The sequence below is a fragment of the Myxococcus faecalis genome (assembly GCF_050039385.1).
GTDB classification, from domain to species: domain Bacteria; phylum Myxococcota; class Myxococcia; order Myxococcales; family Myxococcaceae; genus Myxococcus; species Myxococcus fulvus.
Genome location: NZ_CP144336.1, coordinates 10,327,873 through 10,350,608 on the forward strand (window position 1 = coordinate 10,327,873; position 22,736 = coordinate 10,350,608).

Here is a 22,736-nt window from a genome sequence, read left to right on the forward strand (position 1 = left end):
AGCGCTCCACCGCCGAGCGGATGGTGACGCACCTGCTGCGCCTCGTGGAGGTGGCTGTCGCCAAGGCGGACGCGCCGTTGTCCTCCCTGTCCCTGATGGACGAGGCGGAGCGCCAGCGCATCCTCGTGGACTGGAACGACACGACGGCCGAATTCCCGTCGGAGTCCACCCTGCCCGCCCTGTTTTCCGAGCAGGCCCGTCGCACGCCCGAGGCGATTGCCCTCCAGTTCGAGGGCCAGCGCCTCACCTACGCGGAGTTGGAGGCCCGGTCGGGTCAGCTCGCCCGGCATCTGTTGTCGCTGGGCCTGGGCCGTGAGCCGCGCATCGCGGTGCTGATTCCTCGTGGGCTGGAGCTGTACGTGGCGCTGCTCGGCATCCTCAAGGCCGGTGGCTGCTACGTCCCGCTCGACGCCGCGCATCCCCCGGCGCGCATCGCGTTCATGCTCGAGGACTCGGGTGTGGCGGGTGTGCTCACGGTGAGCGCGCTGGGAGCCTTGCTGCCCTCGGGCTCGTGGCCCGTGGTGACGCTCGACACCGAGTGGGAGCGAATCTCCCGCCAGTCGACGGAGGCTCCGTTCGTGCCGATGAGCTCGGACAACCTCGCGTACGTCACGTACACGTCCGGCTCCACGGGGACGCCCAAGGGCGTGGCCATCACCCACCGCGGGGTGCTGCGGCTGGTCTCGGGCGTGGGCTTCGCGTCCCGCGAGCCGGGCGAGGTCATCCTCCAGGTGGCGCCGCTGACGTTCGACCCGACGGCGCTCGAGGTCTGGAGCGCGCTGCTCACGGGCGCTCGGCTCGCGGTGTACCCGCCGACGACCCCGGAGGTCTCCGAGCTGGCCCGGGTCATCGACGAGCACCGCGTCACCACGGCGCTCCTGGCCACCGCGCTCTTCGATGTCATGCAGCAGCACGAGCCGGCCGCGCTGTCCCGGCTGCCCCGCCTGTGGGTCGGCGGAGACGTGCTGCCCCTGCCCACGGCGCGGGAGCGACTGGCCAAGGGGGGCTCGCTCATCAACGCGTATGGCCCGACGGAGGTCACCGTCGTCACCACGCAGCACGTGCTGCCCGCGGGCACGTCCATCGACACGGCCGTCCCGATCGGACGCCCGATTCCGAATACACGGGTGTACGTGCTGGATGCGTCGCTGCATCCCGTGCCCGTGGGCATCCCCGGTGAGCTGTTCATCGGCGGCCCGGGCCTCGCGCGTGGCTACCAGGGCCGACCCGCGCTTACCGCCGAGCGCTTCGTGCCGGACCCCTTCTCCACCACGCCCGGCGAGCGCCTCTACCGTACCGGGGACAAGGTCTGCTGGACCGAGGACGGCGCGCTGCGCTTCCTCGGGCGCATCGATCTCCAGGTGAAGGTGCGCGGCTTCCGCATCGAGCTGGGGGAGATTGAAGCCTCGCTTCGCGCGCACCCCGAGGTCCGTGAAGCCGCGGTCGTCGTCCGCGAGGACGTGCCCGGGGACAAGCGCCTGGTGGCCTACGTCGCCACGGCGGATGGCCATGCGCCCAAGGGAGAGGACCCGAAGGCGTGGCTGCGGCAGCGCCTGCCCGAGTACATGGTGCCCGCGCACGTCGTGACACTGTCCGCCCTGCCCCAGACGACGCACGGCAAGGTGGACCGCAAGGCGCTGCCGAAGCCGGACGCCTCGGGGCTGGACACCGGCAAGGCCCACGAAGCCCCGGCGACCCCGGCCGAGCAGCGCCTGGCCGAGCTGTGGAAGGAGCTGCTCCAGGTGTCCCGCGTGGGACGTCACGACAGCTTCTTCGAGCTGGGTGGCCACTCCCTGCTGGCCACGCGTCTGGTGGCCCGCATCCGCGACGAGCTGGGACAGGAGCTGGGCGTCCGCGCCCTGTTCGAGTCGCCCACGCTGTCCTCGCTCGCGGCGCGCCTCCAGCAGGGCCTGCCCGAGGAGCAAGGGGTGACGGTGCTGCCGCCGCTCGTCGCCGCGCCGAGGAACGGGCCGCTCCCGCTGTCCTTCGCGCAGCAGCGCCTGTGGTTCCTGGACCAGCTCCAGCCGGGCAGCGCGCTCTACAACATCCCCTATGCACTCAAGCTGACGGGCGAGGTGGACCTGTCGTCGCTCCAACGCGCCTTCGATGCGCTGGTTCAGCGTCACGAGTCCTTGCGCACGACGTTCCGCATGGAGGGGGGGGAGCCGCGACAGGTCATCCACGCGCCGGCGCCTCGGCCGTTCGCGATGGTGGACCTGCGCGCGTCGTCACCGGAGCAGCGCGAGGCCGAAGCGCGACGCGTCATCAGCGAGGACGCGGTGCGCCCGTTCGACCTGTCCACCGGTCCCCTGCTCCGCGTCACGGTGATGCGGCTGTCGCAGACGGAGCAGGTGCTGCTGGTGTGCATGCACCACATCATCTCGGACGGCTGGTCCATCGGTGTGCTGGTGCGTGAGCTGACGATGCTCTACACGGCCTTCCAGCAAGGTGGGGCCGTGGAGCTGCCGGTGCTGCCGGTGCAGTACGCCGACTACGCCGTGTGGCAGCGAGGCTGGCTCCAGGGCGGCGCCCTGCGTGCACAGCTCGACTGGTGGAAGCAGCACCTCGACGGGGCCGCGCCCGCGCTGGAGATGCCCACCGACAAGCCTCGTCCGGCCGTGCCTTCGTCCAACGGCGCGCTGGTGCCGGTGTGGCTGCCGGCCGTGCTGAGTGACGCGGTGGACGTGGCGACGCAGCGCGAGCGCGTCACCCCGTTCATGCTGTTCCTCGCCGTCTATCAGGCCCTGCTCCAGCGCTACTCGGGCCAGGAGGACGTCGTCGTGGGCTCGCCCATCGCGGGCCGGCGTCACGCGCAGACGGAGGGACTGCTGGGCGTCTTCATCAACACGCTGGCGCTGAGGGCCCGCTTCACGCCGGAGCTGACGTTCAGGGGCCTTTTGTCCCAGGTCCGTGACGCGACGCTCGGGGCCTTCGAGCACCAGGACCTCCCCTTCGAGCGACTGGTGGAAGAGCTCCAGCCCGCGAGGGACCTGGGCCGCACGCCCTTGTTCCAGGCGATGTTCGTGCTGCAGAACGCGCCGTCGCCCGGGGTGTCGCTGTCGGGCCTGACGCTCGAGGCGATGGACGTGGAGCTGGCTTCGACGAAGTTCGAGCTCAACCTCCACCTGTTCCGGGCGCCCGACGGCTACCGGGGCGGGCTCTTCATCAGCACGGACCTGTTCGAGCCCTCCACGGGCGAGCGGCTGGTGCGTCACTTCCAGCAACTCCTGGAGCGCGCGCTGGCGAACCCGGATGCGCCGCTCGCGACGCTCCCGCTCCTCACGGACGCGGAGCGCCAGCGTGTCCTCGTGACGGAGTCCGCGCCCGTGTCGCCGGGGCTCCCGTTCCATCGGATCTTCGAGCAGCAGGCGGCGCGCACCCCTGAAGCGCCCGCGCTCCGCTGCGAGGAGCTGGAGTGGACGTACCGTCGGCTCGATGAACGGGCGAACCAGCTCGCGCACCACCTGCGCTCGTTGGGCGTGGGCCCGGATGTCCCCGTGGCCCTGTGCCTGGAGCGAGGCGTGGAGCTCATCGCCGCGCTGCTGGCGGTCCTCAAGACGGGTGGGGCCTACGTCCCGCTGGAGCCGTCACAGCCGGCCGCGCGCCTGCGTGCGCTCGTGGAGGAGGTCTCCGCGCCCGTCGTGGTGACGGCATCCGCCCATGAGTCGGCCTTCGAGGGACTGTCCCTCCACCGCGTGCGCATGGACACGGACGCGGTTGTGCTCGCGAAGCAGTCCACCGAGGCGCCGAAGGTCGAGGTCCGCGCCGAGCACCTGGCCTACGTGCTCTTCACGTCGGGCAGCACGGGTCGACCGAAGGGCGTGGCGGTGTCGCACGGCGCGCTCATGAGCTACGTGAACGCGGTCGTCGACCGGCTCTCGCTGACGGAGTGCAAGAGCTTCGCGCTGGTCTCGACGTTCGCCGCGGACCTGGGCAACACGGTGCTGTTCCCCGCGCTCGTCACGGGCGGACTGCTGCACGTGCTGACGCAGGAACGCGCGCGCAGCCCCGAAGGCATGGCCGAGTACTTCCAGCGCCACGCCGTGGACTGCATGAAGATCGTCCCGTCCCACCTCGCGGCGCTGCTCACGGGGGGAGAGACGGGAACCATCGTGCCGCGCAAGCGACTGGTCCTCGGCGGAGAGTCCTCGTCGTGGGCATTGCTGGAGCGGGTGCATGCCCTCGCGCCCGAGTGCCAGGTCTTCAATCACTACGGACCCACGGAGACCACGGTGGGAGTCCTCGCGGGGCGGGTGGAGCTGCCGCCCGGGGACAAGGCTCCGGCGCAGGTGCCGCTCGGCCATCCGCTGGGACAGACGCGCCTCTACATCCTCGACGCGAGCCTCCAGCCCGTGCCCGTGGGTGTGCCGGGCGAGCTGTACGTGGGAGGCCCGCAGGTGGCGCGGGGCTACCTCGGTCGCCCGGAGCTGACGGCGGAGCGCTTCCTCGCGGACCCGTTCAGCAAGGCACCCGAGGCGCGGATGTACCGCACGGGAGACCGGGTCCGGTGGCTCGAGGATGGCCGCGTGGAGTTCATCGGCCGCGTGGACTTCCAGGTGAAGGTGCGTGGCTTCCGCGTGGAGCCGGGCGAAGTCGCCACGGTGCTGCGCGGCCATGACGCCCTGCGAGACGCCATCGTCGTGGCGCGAGGAGACGGCGCGGACCGGAAGCTCGTGGCCTACGTCGTGGCCTCGTCGTCCATCGCTCCGGAGGTCCTCGCGCTGAGGACGTGGCTCCAGCAGCGCCTGCCCGAGTACATGGTGCCCTCCGCGTTCGTCACCCTCCCCGCCCTGCCGCTGACGCTCAACGGCAAGGTGGACACCAGGGCCCTGCCGGAGCCGACGCTCGAGGCCTCCAGCACCCAGGAGGTGCTCCCGCCCAGGACGCCGCTCGAGCTCCAACTGGTCCGTGTCTGGGAGGACGTGCTCGGGGTTCGTCCCATCGGTGTCCGCTCCAGCTTCTTCGAGCTGGGCGGCCACTCGCTGCTCGCCGTGCGCATGATGTCCGCGGTGAGCGAGGCAGTGGGCCAACCGGTGCCGCTGGCCGCGCTGTTCCAGGCGCCCACGGTGGAGCAGCTCGCCGCGTTGCTGCGCGACGGGGCCACGATGACAGGCACCTCGCCGGTGGTCCCCTTCGGCGCCCTGCGTCCGGGCGGGAAGACGCCGTTCTTCTGCGTGCACCCCGTGGGCGGCAACGTCCTCTGCTACGCGGAGCTGGCGCGTCGGCTGGGGACGGAGCGCCCGTTCGTGGGCCTCCAGGCCCAGGGTGTCAATGGTGAGGCCACGCCGCGAGGCACCGTCGAGGAGATGGCAACGGCCTACGTGGACGCGATGCGGAAGGTCCAACCGTCCGGCCCGTATCTGTTGGGCGGCTGGTCGCTCGGAGGCGTCATCGCCTACGAGATGGCGCGGCAGCTCCGTGAGCAGGGCCAGCGGGTGGAGCTGCTCGCGCTCATCGACACGTACGCCCCGGGCGCGGTGAAGGCCCCGGAGCCCTCGGAGATGGACCGGCTCCAGGTCATCGGCATGTTCATCCAGGACCTGCTCGGCGCCTCGTTGGCCCACGTCGAGCTGGACCTGGAGGCGCTCGCGGCAATGTCTCCGGACGCGGTGCTCGAACACCTGCGTGTCGAGGGCGAGCGCGCCGGAGTCCTGCCCCTCGGGACGGACCCCCGGCAGCTCCAGTCCCTGCTCCAGGTCTTCGAGTCGAACCTGAAGGCCGCGCGGCGCTACGTCCCCCGGCCGACCCAGGAGCGCGTGGTGCTGCTCAAGGCCACCGAGCATGACGCCGAGCTGCCCGCGGATGGCGGCTGGTCCACGCTCGTCGGCGCCGGATTGGAGCGGCACCCCGTGGTCGGAAGCCACTACGGCGTGCTCCGTGAGCCGGGCGTCCAGGCGCTGTCCGAGCGCCTGCGTGAGGCGATGAAGCACCTGCCCTGAGCGGCGGCTTCACCCAGGTGGCTGCTGTCCTCGAACCTCGAAGGTCCGAGGCGGCAGCCACCCGAGGAACAAGGCCTACGCCGCCACGACGACGGGGGCTTCCGCCACCGGGGCCAGGGGCTCGACCAGGGACTTCTGCTCCCAGATGCGAGACCGCCAGCGGACCCACATGGAGATGCCTCGGACCCACTCATCCGCGGCGACCGCCAGCCACACGCCCGCGAGCCCCAGGTGGAGCTTGAAGACGAGCACGTAGCCCAGCGGCAGGCTCATGCAGACCATCGACAGGAAGCCCATGTACACGGTGAACGGCGCGTCCCCCGCCGAGCGCAGCGCGTTCACCAGCACCAGGTTGAACGAGCGCCCCGTCTCCAGGAGCAAGCCGATCACGATGACCTGCGTGGTGAGCCGGACGATGTCGCCATCATGGGTGAACATGCCCACCAGCGGCACGCGGACCAGGATGACGGCCACGTCCACGAGGAAGGTGATGGCCACCGCCCACTTCAGGCTCTGGAGCACCCGCCGGTATGCGTCGTCCGCGCGGCGCGCGCCCACCAGCCGTCCCACGATGATGGCCGTGCCCATGCCGACGGCCAGGCTGAACAGGAACACGTACTGGGAGATGGCGTTCGCGTACTGCCGGGAGGCCAGCGCCGTCGAGCCCAGGAACGTCACGTAGTACAGGAACACCGCCTGGCAGCACTGGTACGTGCCCTGCTCGACGGCGGAGGGCACACCCACGCGGAGGATCTTCCGCACCATGTCCGAGGTGAACCGGACGAAGTCGCGCGCCTTCATCCGCACGTCCATCACCCGGTACAAGAGCCACACGAACACCACGAGCGCCAGCGCGCGGCTCACCACCGTGGAGATGGCCGCGCCCGCGACCTCGAGCCGGGGCAGCCCCAGCAGTCCGAAGATGAGCAGCGCGTTGCCGCCCACGTGCAGCGCGTTCATCCCCATCGCGATGAACATGGACTCACGCGTGAAGCCGTACGTGCGGATGAGCGCGGAGCACACGTTGATGAGCGCCTGGAGGAAGATGAACCCTCCGGCGATGCCCATGTACGTGCGGGCCTGCGCCAGCACCACGCCCTCCAGGTTCATCCGCGCCAGCAGCGCGTCTCCGCCCAGCAGCAGCCCCGCGCTCACCGTCACGCCGAGCAGCAGGTTCAACGTGATTCCCACCGCGGCGATGCGCGCCGCCTCCTCGGAGCGCCGCGCGCCCAGGTACTGGGACACGACGACGGAGGCGCCGTTGCTCATCACCTCCATGATGAGCAGACAGATGAACAGGAACTGATTGACGACCCCCACCGCGGAGACGGCGTCGTCGGACACACCGCTGAGCATCAGCGTGTCCGCCGTTCCCATCATCATGAAGAGGAGGAGCTCCAGGAGTATCGGCCACGTGAGCCGGAACAACCCCATCCTGGCGGGGTCCTGCGCAGTCGAGAGTGACATGGTTCGCCGCGATGAACGCGGGCTGGGACTAACAGGCGCCGCAATGCGTCGCCAGCCACATCGTGCTCGCCTGCCGCGCGTCACAAGAGCCTCGCGGCTCCTGTGAGCTCAAACCACCTCGCCTCGCTCGCGATGGTCGCGCGAGCGGCGCGGGCCTCAGTGCTTCATCAACTCGCGCGACGGGTCCACCGAGACGGTCACCTTCTCCGGCGACGACGTGGAGGCGACCTTGAAGAGCGGGTCGGAGCCGCTGCCCTTCACGGTGTTGCGGGGCCCGGACGTGGGCGCCGCGGGCTCGTCGTTGGACACGGGCGACGACGTCACCGCGGTGTTGCCCTGCGCCTGCGCGGCGGCCAGCCGCTTGTTCCGGCTGCGGCGCCACAGGAAGAAGCCCACCGCGGCGACGGCGAGCACACCCATGACGGTGTACTGGCCCTCCTTGAACTTGCTGATGAGCATGTCCAGCTCGCCACCGAAGTGGAACCCGAGCCAGATGAACACCGGCGCGGACAGCAGCGCGGCCAGGCCGTCCCAGAAGATGAAGCGCCAGTAGGACATGCCCACCGAGCCCGCGGTGAAGTACGTCACCGCGCGCACGCCCGGCATGAAGCGGGCGATGCAGACGATCTTCTGCCCGTGGCGCTCGAAGAGCCCCTCCACGCGCGCGCGCTTCTCCGGCGTGACGATGCGCGCGAAGAACCCTCCGCCGCCCTTCGGCGCCTCCTGGGTGGCCCCGGTGCCCCGCCCCAGCCTCCCGCCCAGCCTGCGGCCGGCGAAGAAGATGAGGCTGTCGCCCACCAGGATGCCCATGAAGCCGACCACCATCATCACCGGCAGGCTCGCCGCGCCCTTGTGGGCCAGGAAGCCGCCCAGGATGAGCGAGATGTCTTCAGGCAGCGGCACGCCCAGGCCACAGGCCACGAGGATGCCGAAGACCATGGCGTAGGCAATGAAGCCCTGGGAGTCGCCAAGCAGGGTGGTGAGGAAATCAAGCACGCGTTGTCCCGTCCGTTCACTTCCGAGGGGCCTGCTGGGGCACCGCCCGAGCCAGCCCATCCAGCGCCCACGCATCAACCGGGCGCGCCTCCTCAAAACTCCGCGACAGGGTCTTCAACCCGAAATACCCGTCGCGCCCGGCCGCTTCGTAGGCCCCAGCCGGAGCCCCCGTGGCCGTCAGGGCCAGCGCCCGACTCAGGAGCGCGACCCCGTACTCGTCGACCGTCCCCTCACCCGCCCCCCTCGCCCGGGCATCCTTCAGCGCCGCCGCCCCACCCGCCCAGCGAGCACCCAGGCGGCCGGACAGCCGTGAGCTCAGTACCCCACGCGCCAGCTCCCGCACCACCGGCTCGGCGTCAGGCGTGCGCGCCACAGGTCCCACCACAACCACCCACCCCTGCCCCGTGTCCACCGGTCGCACGCTTCCCTCGGCCTCGAGCAGATTAACCACCACCCGAGGTGCGGGCCCGCCTTCCGGCAGGCCCAGAAGTCGCGTGGCCTGTTGGACGGGGGCATCCAGCAGCGGGAGCCAGGCGCGCTGCTCGAAGCGGAAGTCCGGCAGCGTCTCCGCGCGCAGCGCCGTCACCGGCCACTCCTGCTCGGCGCGGGCCAGCAGCTCCTCCAACCCCGTGAGGCTCGCGGCGCGGCCTGGAGCCTTCGGTCCTCCCAGGACGCGCGCCAGGTAGACCTCCACCGGCTCCGGGTGCGCGGCGAAGTACGCGCGGGCCTCGGTGAGCACGGCGTCCGGCGCGGAGGCCAGCACCTGGCGGACCCGGGCGCGGGCGCGGGTGTAGCGGATGACGGGGACGGGGTGGGCCCGCTCGACGGGGCCCGCGTCGTAGCCCGCGCGGTTGAGCAGCGCATAGAGCGTGAAGACGCGGACATCCGCGAGCACCTCCAGGCCACCGGGGGTGTACTGGCTGGCGAACCAGTCCTCCTCCGAGGCGATGGAAACCTGGGCGGCCGACCCCGCGACCGCCGGGGGCGACGCCAGGAGCCCGAGCAGTGGGAGGACGGCCAGGTGGGGGGCTCGCATACGGAGCCCCAAGGCTACCACGCGCCCTTCAGGCGGCCGGCGCCTTTCCGATGAGGGTGCGAATCATGTCCCGGTTGTCCCGGGCCTTCTGGCCGAAGAAGCCGACGATGCCCATCAGCAGCTTCACGCAGGCCTGGGGCTTGGTGGCCAGCAGCTTCTGGAAGTCCGCCGCGCGAATCTCCAGCGCGGACACGTCCGTGACGGCCGTCGCGGTGCAGAGCCGCTCACCCTTCTGCACCAGGGCCAGCTCGCCCAGGGGTTCTCCCGTGCCCACCTCGCCCAGCGACACGTCCTCGCCGGAGGGGCTCCTGGCGCTCAGCCGCACCGTGCCCTCACCGACGATGATGAGCGACTCGCCCGTCTTGCCCTCGACGAACAACGCGGTGCCCTTGGGGAAGGCCCGAGGCACGGCCACACCCGCGAAGATCTGGATGCCGGTGTCGGTGAAGCCCTTGAAGAGAGGGCACGCCTTGAGGGTGTTCGCAGGCACGAGAGCCATGGTGCCAGGGTCCTAACACGGGCCGCGCGGGCCGGCGAGTCAACGGCTGGCGCGGTACTCGGAGGCGATGTGGACGTAGTGCTGAGCGGACAACAACAGGAACTCCCGCTCTTCCGGAGTCACCGCGCGCTTCACCTTGCCGGGGGAGCCCACCACGAGCGAGCCGGGGGGAATCTTCGTCCCGGGCGTCAAGAGCGTCCCGGCGCCGATGATGCAGTCGTCCCCCACCTCCACGTCGTCCAGGAGGATGGCGCCCATCCCGACGAGCACGCGGTTGCCCACGGTGCAGCCGTGCAACACCACGTGGTGCCCCACCGTCACGTCGTCACCGACGACGGTGCTGGAGCGGCCGCCGGTGACGTGGATGAGGGACAGGTCCTGGATGTTGGTGCGCTGGCCGATGCGGATGGGGTTCACGTCCCCGCGCATCACGGTGTTGATCCACACCGAGGAGTCCTCGCCCAGGTGCACGTCGCCCACGACCTGGGCGGACTCGTCCACGAAGCAGCTGGGGTGGACGGTGGGGAGCACGCCGCGAAACGGCCTGAGCGCCATGTCTCAGGCCTCCGCGACGACGTGGAACGGCGAGTCGGGACGCGGCACGGGCAGCGGCTCCACGGTGGGCAGCTGCAGCACCGCCACCTGCTTGCCGGCGAGCTGGTTGGGCGTGGAGCGGTCCACCTTCACCGTGACGAACGCGCCCGCGGGGGCGTCGCCGTCGAAGTTGACGGTGCGGTTCTCCGGCGTGCGGCCGAAGCGCTTGGCGGCGTCGTAGCGCGAGTGGCCCTCCACCATGACCTCCACCTCGGTGCCCACGAGGGCGGCGGTGGTCTCCGCGCTGATGCGGCGCTGCAGCTTCTGCAGGCGCTCCAGGCGGGCGATCTTCACCTCGTGCTCCACCGGGCCCCAGTCCTTCTCGCGCAGCGCGGCGCCCGTCTTGGGACGCGGGCTGTAGATGAAGGAGAACTGGTTGTCGAAGCGGACCTGCTCGGTCAGCTTCATCGTCATCTCGAAGTCCTCCTCCGTCTCGCCGGGGAAGCCCACGATGATGTCGGTGGTGACGGCGATGCCGGGCCGCGCGTCGCGCAGCTTCTGCAGCCGCTCCAGGTACTGCTCCACGGTGTAGTCGCGGCGCATCATCTTCAGGATGCGATCACTCCCGCACTGCACGGGCAGGTGGAAGTGCGGAGCGATCTTGGGCTGCGTGCGGAACGCCTCGATGAGCTCGTCCGACAGGTCATGCGGGTGGCTGGTGGTGAAGCGCACGCGCTCGATGCCCGGCACCTCCGCGCAGCGCAGCAGCAGCTGGGCGAAGGACACGCCGCCCAGGTACGAGTTCACGTTCTGCCCGATGAGCGTCACCTCGCGCACGCCCACCTTGGCCAGCCCGTCCACCTCCTGGAGCACGTCCGGGAAGGCGCGGCTCACCTCGCGGCCGCGCGTGTGCGGCACGATGCAGAACGAGCAGACGTTGTCGCAGCCCTTCATCACCGTGACGAACTCGGTGACCTTGCCGCGGGACGTCTCCGGGTCGGCGCGCGGGAAGACGTACTCCTCGGAGTCGACGAAGGCCGTCTCCACGACGCGGGCCCGCTCCGACTCGACGCGGCCGATGATGTCGGGCAGGCGCGCGATGTTGTCGGGGCCGAAGACGAAGTCCAGGTACGGCACCTTCTTGATGAGGCGGTCCTTCTCCTGCTGGGCCACGCAGCCGCCCACGCCGATGAGCGCGCCACGGCTGGCCTTCACCGGCTTGTAGCGGCCCAGCGCGGACAGCATCTTGTCCTCGGCCTTCTCGCGGATGGAGCAGGTGTTGAGGATGATGAGGTCGGCGTTCTCCGGCACCGGCGTCGGCTCGTAGGACATCTTCGCCAGCACCTCGCTCATGCGGAGCGAGTCGTTGACGTTCATCTGGCAGCCGAAGGTGTGGATGAAGTAGCGCTTCATGGGATTTCTCTGAGCAAGAACGTGCCCTTATGCGACGGCCGGGCGTGGAAATCAACCGAACCGGGGACGGCGGTCATCCCTGGCTGAAGAGGCCGGTCATCCGGGTGTGCAGGTCCACCAGCCGCGCCTCGTGGGCCTTGAGGAGCGCCAGGGTGTCCTCGCCATAGCGGCGCGCCAGGGCGTCCGTGGCCTGCTCCTGCTTGACCAGCTCCCCGCGGAGGCGGGCCCTCAGCTCGTCCGTCTCGGGGCTCGGGGGGTGGGACTCGAGCTGACGCAGCTTGTCGTCCAGCTTGCGAGCCGTCCACCGGCGGCCTCCGAAGGCGCGCAGCAGGGACACGCCCTGCTCCAGCGTCTTGGCGTCCAGGCCGGAGGCGTCCTGGGCCTGGCGGTGGGCGGTGGCGAGGGCCTGGGCGCTCCGGTCCGAGCCCGCGTGGGAGAGGAAGGACTCCTGGAAGCGCACCAGGGCGTCGAGCAGCGCGGTGTCCACGCGGGGCGTGGCCATGCGAAGGGTCCGGTCATCCGCCGCGGAGAGGTCCGTGCCGTGGACCTCGCGGTTGGGGACGTCCTGGTAGCCGTGGTCGTCGAAGAGAGAGGGGGCCATGGGCGCTCCTGGGGAAATCGCGGGGATGTGTAACAGGGCCTGGTGCGCCACGGTAGGCTCGTGGCGCGCCGGGTCTCGGGTGGGGGCATGTCGGTCGAGGGCCCGTCAGGCAGGTCGGCTCCTCGTCCCTGCTCCTCCCGGCCGACCGGAATCCGGGGGCGGCTGCGTATCAGGCGATATGACTTCTTGGACAGCACCTGTGGTGGGGCGGTGGTGGTGGTTGGGTCTGCTGGGTGCCCTGCCCGTGTGGGCCGAGCCGGTGCGACTGGCGGATGTGTCGACTCCTGGGAGCGTCGTCAACACGGGGCCCATGGGGCTGACGGCGATGGAGGGCTACGCGCTCTTCTTCGGGGAGAACTCGCGCGAGCTCTATCGGACGGATGGGACGCCCGAGGGGACGATGCTGCTGCGCACGCTCGCGTGGCGATTCGAGCCGCTCGGCCCCGACAACTTCGGGTGGAAGCCGCCTCCCCGCCTCGCCGTGCTGGGCGCGAGCGCGTGGTGGCGAGGCCCCGAGGGACTGTGGACGACGGACGGCACCCCCGAGGGCACGCGCTTCATGGGGAGCCTGGGGCTCGCCGAGTCGCCGACCACGCCCGTCTCCTTCGGTGGCGCGCTCTACTTCTCGGCGGGCTCGCGGTTGTATCGCTCGGACGGCACGGCGCAGGGGACGCGGGAACTCGCGGCGTTCGCGATGAAGGACCTCGGCGTGACGCCGGCCGTGGAGGCGGGAGGCCACCTCTTCTTCGGTTGTGCGTCCGAGGCGTCGGGCCTGGAGCTGTGCCGGACGGATGGCACGTCCGCGGGCACGACGGTGGTCGCGGACCTGGTGCCCGGCTCCGGCGGTGGCGCACCTCGGCTGCTGGGCGCGGTGGCGGGCCGGGTGCTCTTCTCCGCGAGCGCGGGGACGGCGACGAGCCCTCGTCGGCTCTACGCGAGTGACGGCACGGCGACGGGCACTGTCCTGCTGCATGCCTCCGCGTCGCTGGGGGACGATGGCGTGGAGGCTCCGCTGGGTCTCCAGGGGCTCGCGCAGTCCCCCACCCTGTTGGACGGCGTGGCGTACTTCCCCTGCGTGAGCGAGGCGACGGGCGAGGAGCTCTGTCGAACCGAGGGCACGGCGGAGAGCACGACGATCCTGGACCTGAATCCAGGCACGGGCGCCACGTCGCCGCGCAAGCCGGCCGTACTCGGTGGGAGGCTCATCTTCCAGGCGTGCGCGTCACTGGGCGTGGGCAACGGTCAGGAGTGTCGGCTCCATGCGAGTGACGGCACGGTGGGCGGCAGCGAGGTTGTCTGGGGGGCGAAGCCCTTCGCGGGAATCGGGATGCGTGCCGGATTGAGCGCGGTGGGCAACCACCTCGTCTTCTACGGTCATCAGGGAGGGGGCTCGAGCTCGCTGTGGGCGACGGATGGCACGCAGGATGGAACGAGGCTGTTGCTGCAGCTCTCACCCGTCGAGCAGTTCGTCATCGCGGACCTGCGACGGGACGCGGTCGTCTTCGGGGGCAAGCTGCTCTTCCCCGCGAGCGATGGACTGCGTGGGTTGGAGCTGCACTTCACGGATGGCACGCAGCAGGGCACGAACATCGTGGCGGATCCCACCCCGAGGCGGGGCACGGGTCGGGTCCTGGACATGGCGGCGCTCGACGAGCGGCTCTATGTGACATCGCACCTGGGGGCGGGCCAGCGACTGATTCGGCTCGACGGCACGACGATGGCCAAGAACCTCCACTTCGCGACGAACAGCCTCAACGATTGGATCCAGCTGGCGCCCTTCCAGGGCCAGGCGTTGCTCTCCACGGCGTCGGGCCTGTGGGCCACGGATGACAGCGCCTCGGGCATCCACCACGTGACGGGGGATGTCTCCTCGGCCCGCATCATCCCCGGCGGGGACAAGGCCTTCCTCACGGTGGGAGGCCAGCTCTGGCGCACGGACGCCACACAGTCGGGGACCTGGCGCATCTCGGATGCCCCTGAGGGCGTGTCCGAGCCGGCGTACGTCCAGGGGAGTCTCTGGTTCAGCGGCAAGACGGAGGATGGTCGCCTGGAGCCCTGGACGACGACGGGAGAGCTCGGCCTGACGCGCAAGCTCAAGGACATCCACGTCGTCACCAGCGACGGGGGCTCGGCTCCACGCGAGTTCACGGGGCTGGGCGCGCTGACGTTCTTCTCCGCGAGGGACCAGGCCGGCCGCGAGCTGTGGAAGTCCGACGGCACCACGAGCGGCACGGTGCGCGTGGCGGACCTCCGTCCGGGGGAGGCCGGTGCGTCACCCGAGCAGCTCTTCGCGTGGAAGGGCCACCTCTACTTCTGGGCGACGGCGACGGAAGGTGTCACGACGCTGTGGAAGACGGATGGGACGGAGGCGGGCACGGTGTCGCTGCGCGCGGCGACGTTGCGGCGTGCTGCCACGGCATATGGATTGGACGACGCGAACTTCGTGGCGTGGGGCGACCACCTGTTCTTCAGCGGCGCGGACGCGGAAGGTGGCCGCGAGCTGTGGCGCACGGATGGGACGGAGGAAGGCACGGTGCGAGTCGCGGACCTGATGCCCGGCGTCGATTCGGCGCATCCGAATGCATTGCTCCTGGCGTCGCCCGAGGGCCCGCTGGTGTTCGCGGCGCTCGGTCCCACGACGGGGCGCGAGCTGTGGCGGTTGGATTCACCCACGGGAGCGCCGATCCTGCTCGCGGAGATGATTCCGGGGGCGCGAGGCTCGAATCCGAGCCGCCCCACGATGGTGGGCTCGACGCTCTACTTCCAGGCGGATTACGGGCAAGGCATGACGGTCTACAAGCTGGCGGGCCTCATCGCGGACACCTTCCCGCCGAGGGTCAGCTGTCCGCCCAACCAGTCCGTGCCGGCGACGAGCACTCGAGGCGCCGAGGTCCGCTTCGAGGACGCCACGGCCTACGACGACTCGGGTGAAGTGCTCACGCTCGACGCAAGCCACGCTTCCGGAGCGACGTTCCCAGTGGGCACCACGGAGGTGACGTTCACGGCCAAGGACCTCTCGAGCAACGAGGGTACGTGCACCTTCTCGGTGACGGTGACGGGAACGTCCCAGCCAGACGCGGGTCCGTCCACGCCGGATGCGGGAGGTCCTCCGCCCACGCAGCCGCCGGACGAGGACAGCGGCTGTGGCTGCCAGAGTGGTGCCTCTTCCCTCCCCTGGGCGATGGCGCTGTTCGCGCTGCTCGGCCTGTCGCGGCGTCGCCCTCGCGTGACGCCCAGGTAGGCCTTTATCGCAGGCCAGCCGCCCGAGCCCCGCTGAAAACCGCCTTGCAATCCGCCGGATATATAGCTAGCTATATATCGCGCTATGAATTGGAGGTTCGGCATGGAAGTCGATTTCCTCGCGGGGCTCGGAGTGGGTTTCCTGGGCAGTCGTCTCAAGCGGTTGGCGGAGCGGATGCAGGCCGACGCTGGGGAGGTGGCCCGTTCGTTGGACCTGCCGGTGATGCCCGCGCAGATGTCGTTGTTGATGACGCTGCGGCTGCACGGGCCGATGACGGTGGGCGAGGTGGCGGAGCGGCTGGGGGTGGCGCAGCCGACGGTGACGCGGGCGCTCGGGTCGCTGGAGGAGTTCATCGAGACGCGGCGCTCGCCGGACGATCAGCGCGCGAAGGTGCTGGCGCTGACGGAGAAAGGCGAGGCGCTGCTGGTCCGGGTGCAGACGCAGCTGCTGGCGCGCATCGAGCCCGCGGCGGCCCAGCTGGTCGAGGGCCTGTCGGGGGACTTCATGCAGGGCCTGGCGAAGGTGGAGGCGCGGCTGGCCGAGTCCTCGATGCTGAAGCGGATTGAGGCCGCGGGCCCGCCGGCGATGTGGGTGCGTGACTTCTCCGATGACCAGGCGGAGGCCTTCCACCGCATCAACGCCGAGTGGATCCAGGAGATGTTCAAGCTCGAGGAGAACGACATCGCGCTGCTGTCGAAGCCGCGCGAGTTGATCCTCGACAAGGGCGGCGTGGTGCTGTTCGCGGAGACGCCGCAGTTGGGGGTGGTCGGCACCTGCGCGCTGATGGTGTCGAAGGACGGCTGGGTGGAGCTGACGAAGATGGGCGTGCTGAAGAGCGCGCGCGGTCTGAAGGTCGGTGAGTTCCTGCTCGCGAAGACGCTGGAGCGGGCGTCCAGCCTGGGCATGGACAAGATCTACCTGCTGACGAACAAGAAGTGCGGCCCGGCCATCCATCTGTACGAGAAGCTGGGCTTCGTGCACGACGCCGAAATCATGCAGCGGTTCGGCGCACGCTACGCGCGCTGCGACGTGGCGATGTCGTATCAGCCGAGGAGCCGCTCGTGAGTCCCCTGCCCGGCCATTCAGGCGGCAGCCCGCTCAAGCCGGAACGAGCTGGTCCGCGATGCGCGCCAGGTCCGACACGGAGGTCACCACCACGGCCTGGTGACAGTGCTTCTCGTAGGTGAGCATCTCGCTGTCACCGATGCCCCAGTTGCCGCGCTCCTCGGGGCAGATCCACAGCACGCGCTTCGCCTTGCGACGCAAGTCCTTCAGCGCCCAGACGTTGTTCGCGTTGTAGTTGTTCCGCCCATCCCCAATCACCATCACCGTGGTCCGCCGGGTGATGCTGCCCAGGTGGTCGCGGGTGAAGTCCGCCAGCGCGCGGCCATAGTTCGAGTTGGCGCTCAGGGACACCGTCTTCCCCGCCGTCGCCATGTCGATGGCCTCGTCCACGTCCAGGTCCTTGAAGTACTGCGTCACCTCGCCCACGTCGGACACGAAGACGAACGAGCGCACGCGCACGAACAGCGACTGCATCGTGTGCATGAACAGCAGCATCATCCGCGAAGCGTTCCGGACCGAGTCCGACACGTCGCACAGCACCACCAGCTCCGGACGCTCGGGCCGGCGACTGCGGAACTGGGGCACCATCGGCACCCCACCCCACGTCATGTTCCGACGCAGCGTCCTGCGCACGTTCAGCGCCCCCTTGCGGTGCGAGCGCTGCCGACGAATCAACCGACTGCGCAGCTTCTCCGCCAGCGTGCGCACGGCGGACTCCATCTGGTCCACCTCCGCCTGCGAGAGCAGGTGCAGCGGCTTGTCCTGCGCCGTGTCCGTCCGCCGACGGATGCGAGCCTCCGCCTGACGCTTCACCTCCTGCCGCGCGGCGTCCTCAATCTTCCGCATCGCCGCGGCCACGTGCCGCGAGACGATCTCCACGCCCTCCGGCGCCAACCCACGCGCCTTCAGCTCCGCCTCCAGCGACTTCATGTCGGACCGGGCCTTGTCGATGCCCGCCCCCGCCAGCATCCGCCGCGCGAAGAACCCCGCCTGCAGCGGGCTCTCCAACTGAGACAGGTCCAACTGCAGCGACGCCATCCGGAAGATCTGCGCCAGCCGCGCCCTGTCCCCTTCCAGCACCGCCTGCGCCAGCGGCGACATCTCCGGCAGCAACAGATTCATCTGGTAGGTGACCATCTTCAGCAGGTCCCCATCCAGGTACCCCTCCTCCTGGAGCTGCGCGGCCAGCGACTTGTCGATGGCCTCGAACGTCGCCGCCGCCCCCGAGAAGAAGAAGTCGAACGCGCGGTTGAACGTGTCCACGTCCAGCTCACGCTTCACCAGCGTGGTCCGCAGCACCGCCCGGAACAGCGCCCGGTCCGTCAGTCCCACCTCGGCCGTCGCCTTCAGCGCGTCCTGCACCTCGGACGTGCTCACCCGCACGCCGTTCTGCCGCAGCACCTCCGCGAACTCGACGATGCGCGCGTCCATCAGCCCTGCCCCACCCGCTCGAAGGACATCACCGCCTCCACGTGGTGCGTCTGGGGGAACATGTCCACCACCTGCAGCGCCACGGGCCGATAGCCCGCCTCCACCAACCCCGCCGCGTCCCGCGCCAGCGAGGCCGGGTCACACGCCACGTACACCACCCGCCGGACCCCCAGCGCCACCATCCACTTCGCCAGCCCCGGAGCTCCGGCGCGAGGCGGGTCCGCCAGGCACACGTCGAACCGACGCCCCTCGGCCACCAGCCCGTCGCACACCTTCCGCGCATCACCCTGGACGAAGCGCACGTTGCTCACGCCCGCCTCACGGGCACTGCGCTGCGCCAGCTCCACGCCCACCGGGCTCGACTCCACCCCGAGCACCGACTGGACGCCCGCCGCCAACGGGAACGTGAAGTTGCCGTTGCCCGAATACAGCTCCAGCACCGACTCCTCGTCCCGCCCCGCCAGCTCGAAGATGGCCGACGTCACCAGCCCCACGTTCGCCTCCGCGTGCGCCTGGGCAAAGGCATCCGGTCGCAGATACAACGGCACCTCCGGCCGCAACGGCGAGAGCGAGCGCAGCACCGGCCTGCCCACCAGCCTCGGCGAGCCCTCCTTCGGCACCAGCACCGCCCCCTCCAACCGCAGCGCCCGGACCGCGCCCTCCGCGGCCTCCAGGTGCCGCGCCGTCACCGGCCCCGTCAACGTCACCGCGAAGGCCGCCTTGTCGCCCTCGGCCAGCAGCAACACCTCCTCGGTGTCCTTCGCCAGCGGCTTGAGCAGCGGCACCAGCTTCCCGGGCAGCGCCGTCAGCACGGGCGTCAACGCGCCGCACTCGGACACCGCGAGCCGCTCATGGCTGCGCCGGCTGAAGTACCCGAGCGTTCCCTTGCCCGCCGGGTGCAGCACCGCGCGCCGCCGGTAGCCCCAGTCCCGAGGCGCCACCATCAGCGGCCGGACGATGAAGTCCTCGCGCCCCAGGTGCCCCAGGTGCTCCAGCGTCGAGAGGACGATCTCCTGCTTCGCCTCACGCTGTGCGGACTCCGCGAGCCCCAGCCAGTCACACCCGCCACACTCCCCGGCCAGCGTGCACGGCGCCGGACGCCGCGCGGGCCCGGGAGTGACGACCTCGCGCAGCACCCCGCGCAGCACCCGTCCCTGGGTTTCCAGGTGGACGCGGACGGTGTCGCCGGGGAACGCGCCCGGGATGAAGACGGTGCGCCCCTGCCAGGACGCCACGCCTTCGCCGAGCTGCCCGAGGCGCTCGATGACCAGTGGGATGGGTGTCTCGGGGAGGGGCAGCATGCAGGCGCTCGATGGGGCGCCCTCAGGCGGGCCGCCCTACTTCCGGGTCGCGTCCGACGGGAGCTCCGAGCGCAACCGCTCCACGAACTCGCCGATTCGCGACCGCTTGTCGTCGTCAACGTCCAGGAACTCCACCGCCATCCCCGGGGACTGGGAGGACGCGGCGCCGAGCGCGTTGGTGCGCGTCACCCGGCCCTTCAACTCCACCGGGAAGTGCGCCCCCGGCAACGTCACCAGCAGCTTCACCACCGTGTCGACCGGCAGCGGCTTGTCGGTGTTGATGTAGAGCCCGCCTCGCGACAGGTTGACGGCCCAGTCCGTCACGAACCCCGCCACGCTCCGGTACGCCACCGGCAGCTCGTACTCCACCCGCGGCGCGCGGTGGTCGATGGGGTTCTGCTTCTCCGAGGTATCGGCCATTCGAGGGGCTCCGCCGGGGAAGTCGTCCGTACCACCCTCCCCCAGCGGCGCACCTTAGCCTCGGTCGCTCAGACTTTCATCTCGCGCACGTCCGGGGCGATCTTCAGCTTGGGCTCGGTGAGCTTCTGCACCAGCTCCACCGTCACGCCCGGGGCCACCTCGCGCAGCACCAGGCCCTCCGGCGTCACGTCGATGTAGGCGTGGTCCGTGACGATGTGGTGCACGCACTTGAGGCCCGTCAGCGGCAGCGAGCACTTCTTGAGGATCTTCGGCTGCCCCTCCTTGTTCGCGTGCTCCATGGCCACGTAGATGCGCTTGGCGCCCACCGCCAGGTCCATGGCCCCGCCCATGCCCTTGATCATCTTCCCGGGGATCATCCAGTTCGCCAGGTCCCCTTCCTCGGAGACCTCCATGGCGCCCAGGACGGCCATGTCGATGTGGCCCCCGCGGATCATCCCGAACGACAGCGCCGAGTCGAAGAACGACGCGCCCTTCACCGTCGTCACCGTCTCCTTGCCCGCGTTGATGAGGTCCGGGTCTTCCTTGCCCGCCTCGGGATAGGGCCCGATGCCGAGCAGGCCGTTCTCCGACTGGAGCACCACCTCCACGCCCTCGGGGATGTAGTTGGGGACGAGCGTGGGGATGCCGATGCCCAGGTTCACGTAGAAGCCGTCCCGCAGCTCCTGGGCGATGCGCTTCGCAAGCTGTTCACGAGTCAGTGGCATGGGGTCCTCAGGCCGTCTTGCGGACGGTGCGCCGCTCGATCCACTTCTGGAGGTTCTTCGCCTGGACGATGCGCTTCACGAAGATGCTCGGGATGTGCACCTGGTCGGGGTCCAGCTCGCCCGGCTGAACGATCTCTTCCGCCTCGACGATGGTGACCTTGGCCGCCATGCACATCATCGGGGAGAAGTTGCGCGCGGTCTTGTTGAACACCAGGTTGCCCCACGTGTCCGCCTTGGCCGCGTGGATGATGGCGAAGTCCGCCTTCAGCGGCGTCTCCAGCACGTGCAGCCGCCCGTCGATGACGCGCGTCTCCTTGCCCTCGGCCACCTGGGTGCCCGCGCCCGTCGGCGTGAAGAACCCGCCGATGCCGCAGCCGCCGGCGCGGATACGCTCGGCCAGCGTGCCCTGCGGGTTGAGCTCCACGTCCAGCTCGCCGGAGAGGAACTGGCGCTCGAACTCCTTGTTCTCCCCCACGTAGCTCGACACCATCTTCTTCACCTGCTTGTTCTGGAGCAGGATGCCCAGCCCGAGCTCGGTGGTGCCGCAGTTGTTGGAGATGATGGTGAGGTTCTTCACGCCCTTGCGATGAATCGCCTCGATGAGATTCTCGGGGTTGCCACACAACCCGAAGCCGCCGCTCATCAGCGTACAGCCGTCCGGGATGTCGGCGACCGCCTCGTCCGCGCTCGCGTAGACCTTGTTCATGCGCCCTCCTGATAACGGAAACGGGGTGAAGGCCCGTCGAAGGCCCTCACCCCGCCCCTCTCCCCGTGGGGAGAGGGTGGACTACCGCTCCACCATCAGCGCGATGCCCTCGCCGCCGCCGATGCACAGCGACGCGACGCCCCGCTTCTTGTCCTGGTCCTTCATCGTCTGCAGCAGCGTCACCAGCACGCGCGCGCCCGAGGCGCCAATCGGGTGGCCCAGCACCACGCCGCCGCCGCGCACGTTCACCTTCGCCGGGTCCAGCCCGAGGATGCGGTTGTTGGCGATGGACACCACCGCGAACGCCTCGTTGATCTCCCACAGGTCCACGTCCGCCGCCTTCACGCCCTTCTTCGTCAGCAGCGTGTTGATGGCGTCCGCCGGAGCAATCGTGAACTCCACGGGCTTGCGCGCCGCCTGCGCGTAGCCGGTGATGCGGCCGAGGATGGTCTTCCCCTCCGCCTTCGCCCGCTCCTCGCTCATCAGCACCAGCGCCGCGGCGCCGTCGTTGATGGAGGACGCGTTGGCGGCCGTCACCGTGCCGTCCTTCTTGAACACGGGCTTGAGGCCGGGAATCTTGTCCGGCTTGGCGTTGCGAGGCCCCTCGTCCTCGGACACCGTCGTCTCCTCACCGGGCTTCTTGCCGGGGATGACCACGGGGACGATCTCCGCGGCGAACAGGCCCTCCTTCTGGGACTGGATGGCGCGGCGGGTGGACTCCAGCGCGAACTCGTCCTGCTGCGCGCGGCTGATGTTCTGCGACGTGGCGCACTCCTCGGCGCAGTTGCCCATGTGGACGTTGCCGTACACGTCCCAGAGGCCGTCGTGGATCATCGCGTCCTTGAACTCCACGCTCCCCATGCGCGCGCCGCCACGCATCGTGTGGCTGATGTACGGCGCGTTGCTCATGGACTCCATGCCGCCCACGACGACGACGTCCGCCTCGCCCAGCGCAATGGCCTGCGCGCCCGCGATGACGGCCTTCAGGCCGGAGCCACAGACCTTGTTGAGCGTGGTGGCGGGAACTCCCTCGGGCAGGCCGGCGAACAGCGTGGCCTGACGGGCGGGCGCCTGGCCGACGCCGGCCTGGAGCACGTTGCCCATGATGACTTCCTGCACGGCCTCGGGCTTGACGCCCGCGCGCTCGAGCGCGGCCTTGATGGCCACAGCGCCCAGCTGCGGAGCCGTCAGCTTGGAGAGCGCCCCCTGGAAGGAGCCGATGGGGGTACGGGCCGCGCCCACGATGACGACTTCACGAGCCATGAATCTGTCTCCCTTGAGGATGTACGGAGGTCCTTCGATAACAGCGGCGCTCGCCCTTATCACCGGGCGTTCCCCGGAGTTCAAGCGTCCTCGCTCGCC

16 protein-coding genes (1 of these 16 running past the window's edge) are annotated in these 22,736 nt (G+C 70.0%); 3 read left to right on the top strand and 13 right to left on the bottom strand.

What is annotated here, in order from left to right; translation table 11 throughout:
• A protein-coding gene (locus tag VZQ01_RS41010; RefSeq protein ID WP_426746362.1) for a non-ribosomal peptide synthase/polyketide synthase crosses the window boundary here: on the top strand, positions 1-5,939 show its end. 37,708 nt of this gene lie to the left of the window's left edge; 5,939 of the gene's 43,647 nt are visible here — the last part of the coding sequence; its start codon lies beyond the left edge, outside the window; its stop codon occupies positions 5,937-5,939.
• Between the two features lie 75 nt (positions 5,940-6,014).
• Here VZQ01_RS41010 and VZQ01_RS41015 read toward each other — a convergent pair whose 3' ends face one another.
• The 7 genes from VZQ01_RS41015 to VZQ01_RS41045 form a co-directional block, all read right to left on the bottom strand.
• Positions 6,015-7,406 (bottom strand): MATE family efflux transporter, encoded by a 1,392-nt coding sequence (locus VZQ01_RS41015; protein ID WP_223748560.1) that lies wholly within the window; start codon positions 7,404-7,406, stop codon positions 6,015-6,017.
• Between the two features lie 156 nt (positions 7,407-7,562).
• Positions 7,563-8,402 (bottom strand): DedA family protein, encoded by an 840-nt coding sequence (locus VZQ01_RS41020; RefSeq protein ID WP_223783312.1) that lies wholly within the window; start codon positions 8,400-8,402, stop codon positions 7,563-7,565.
• 16 nt (positions 8,403-8,418) lie between these two features.
• A complete protein-coding gene (locus tag VZQ01_RS41025; RefSeq protein WP_426746363.1) occupies positions 8,419-9,438 on the bottom strand; it encodes a hypothetical protein in 1,020 nt (339 codons plus the stop codon).
• Positions 9,439-9,466: 28 nt separating this feature from the next.
• Complete coding sequence (locus VZQ01_RS41030; protein ID WP_141330461.1) at positions 9,467-9,937, bottom strand: cyclic nucleotide-binding domain-containing protein; 471 nt, start codon at positions 9,935-9,937, stop codon at positions 9,467-9,469.
• Positions 9,938-9,976: 39 nt separating this feature from the next.
• Positions 9,977-10,492, bottom strand: a complete 516-nt coding sequence (locus VZQ01_RS41035; RefSeq protein ID WP_046713821.1) for a gamma carbonic anhydrase family protein — start codon at positions 10,490-10,492, stop codon at positions 9,977-9,979.
• 3 nt (positions 10,493-10,495) lie between these two features.
• Positions 10,496-11,884, bottom strand: coding sequence for a tRNA (N6-isopentenyl adenosine(37)-C2)-methylthiotransferase MiaB (miaB, locus tag VZQ01_RS41040; RefSeq protein ID WP_426746364.1), 1,389 nt, complete (start codon positions 11,882-11,884; stop codon positions 10,496-10,498).
• 73 nt (positions 11,885-11,957) lie between these two features.
• Positions 11,958-12,485, bottom strand: coding sequence for a hypothetical protein (locus VZQ01_RS41045; protein WP_426746365.1), 528 nt, complete (start codon positions 12,483-12,485; stop codon positions 11,958-11,960).
• A 220-nt stretch (positions 12,486-12,705) separates the two neighbouring features.
• On the opposite strand from VZQ01_RS41045, the gene VZQ01_RS41050 reads away from it, so the two are divergent.
• Both VZQ01_RS41050 and VZQ01_RS41055 read left to right on the top strand, forming a co-directional pair.
• Complete coding sequence (locus VZQ01_RS41050; protein WP_426746366.1) at positions 12,706-15,726, top strand: HYR domain-containing protein; 3,021 nt, start codon at positions 12,706-12,708, stop codon at positions 15,724-15,726.
• A 102-nt stretch (positions 15,727-15,828) separates the two neighbouring features.
• A complete protein-coding gene (locus VZQ01_RS41055; protein ID WP_223783308.1) occupies positions 15,829-16,791 on the top strand; it encodes a bifunctional helix-turn-helix transcriptional regulator/GNAT family N-acetyltransferase in 963 nt (320 codons plus the stop codon).
• A gap of 33 nt (positions 16,792-16,824) precedes the next feature.
• Here VZQ01_RS41055 and VZQ01_RS41060 read toward each other — a convergent pair whose 3' ends face one another.
• From VZQ01_RS41060 to VZQ01_RS41085, 6 genes are all read right to left on the bottom strand, one after another.
• Positions 16,825-18,222 carry a vWA domain-containing protein gene (locus VZQ01_RS41060; RefSeq protein WP_223748567.1) on the bottom strand — a complete coding sequence of 466 codons (1,398 nt, stop codon included), beginning with the start codon at positions 18,220-18,222 and terminating at the stop codon, positions 16,825-16,827.
• Positions 18,222-19,523, bottom strand: coding sequence for a class I SAM-dependent RNA methyltransferase (locus VZQ01_RS41065; RefSeq protein ID WP_426746367.1), 1,302 nt, complete (start codon positions 19,521-19,523; stop codon positions 18,222-18,224). The genes VZQ01_RS41060 and VZQ01_RS41065 overlap by 1 nt, the downstream gene beginning before the upstream one ends.
• A 36-nt stretch (positions 19,524-19,559) precedes the next feature.
• Positions 19,560-19,943 (bottom strand): TIGR02266 family protein, encoded by a 384-nt coding sequence (locus VZQ01_RS41070; RefSeq protein WP_141330444.1) that lies wholly within the window; start codon positions 19,941-19,943, stop codon positions 19,560-19,562.
• 68 nt (positions 19,944-20,011) lie between these two features.
• Positions 20,012-20,668, bottom strand: a complete 657-nt coding sequence (locus VZQ01_RS41075; protein WP_223748569.1) for a CoA transferase subunit B — start codon at positions 20,666-20,668, stop codon at positions 20,012-20,014.
• Positions 20,669-20,675: 7 nt separating this feature from the next.
• Positions 20,676-21,374, bottom strand: a complete 699-nt coding sequence (locus tag VZQ01_RS41080; RefSeq protein ID WP_046713813.1) for a CoA transferase subunit A — start codon at positions 21,372-21,374, stop codon at positions 20,676-20,678.
• Between the two features lie 81 nt (positions 21,375-21,455).
• Entirely contained in the window at positions 21,456-22,637 is a 1,182-nt protein-coding gene (locus VZQ01_RS41085; RefSeq protein ID WP_426746368.1) for a thiolase family protein, read from the bottom strand.
• Between the last annotated feature and the right edge of the window lie 99 nt (positions 22,638-22,736).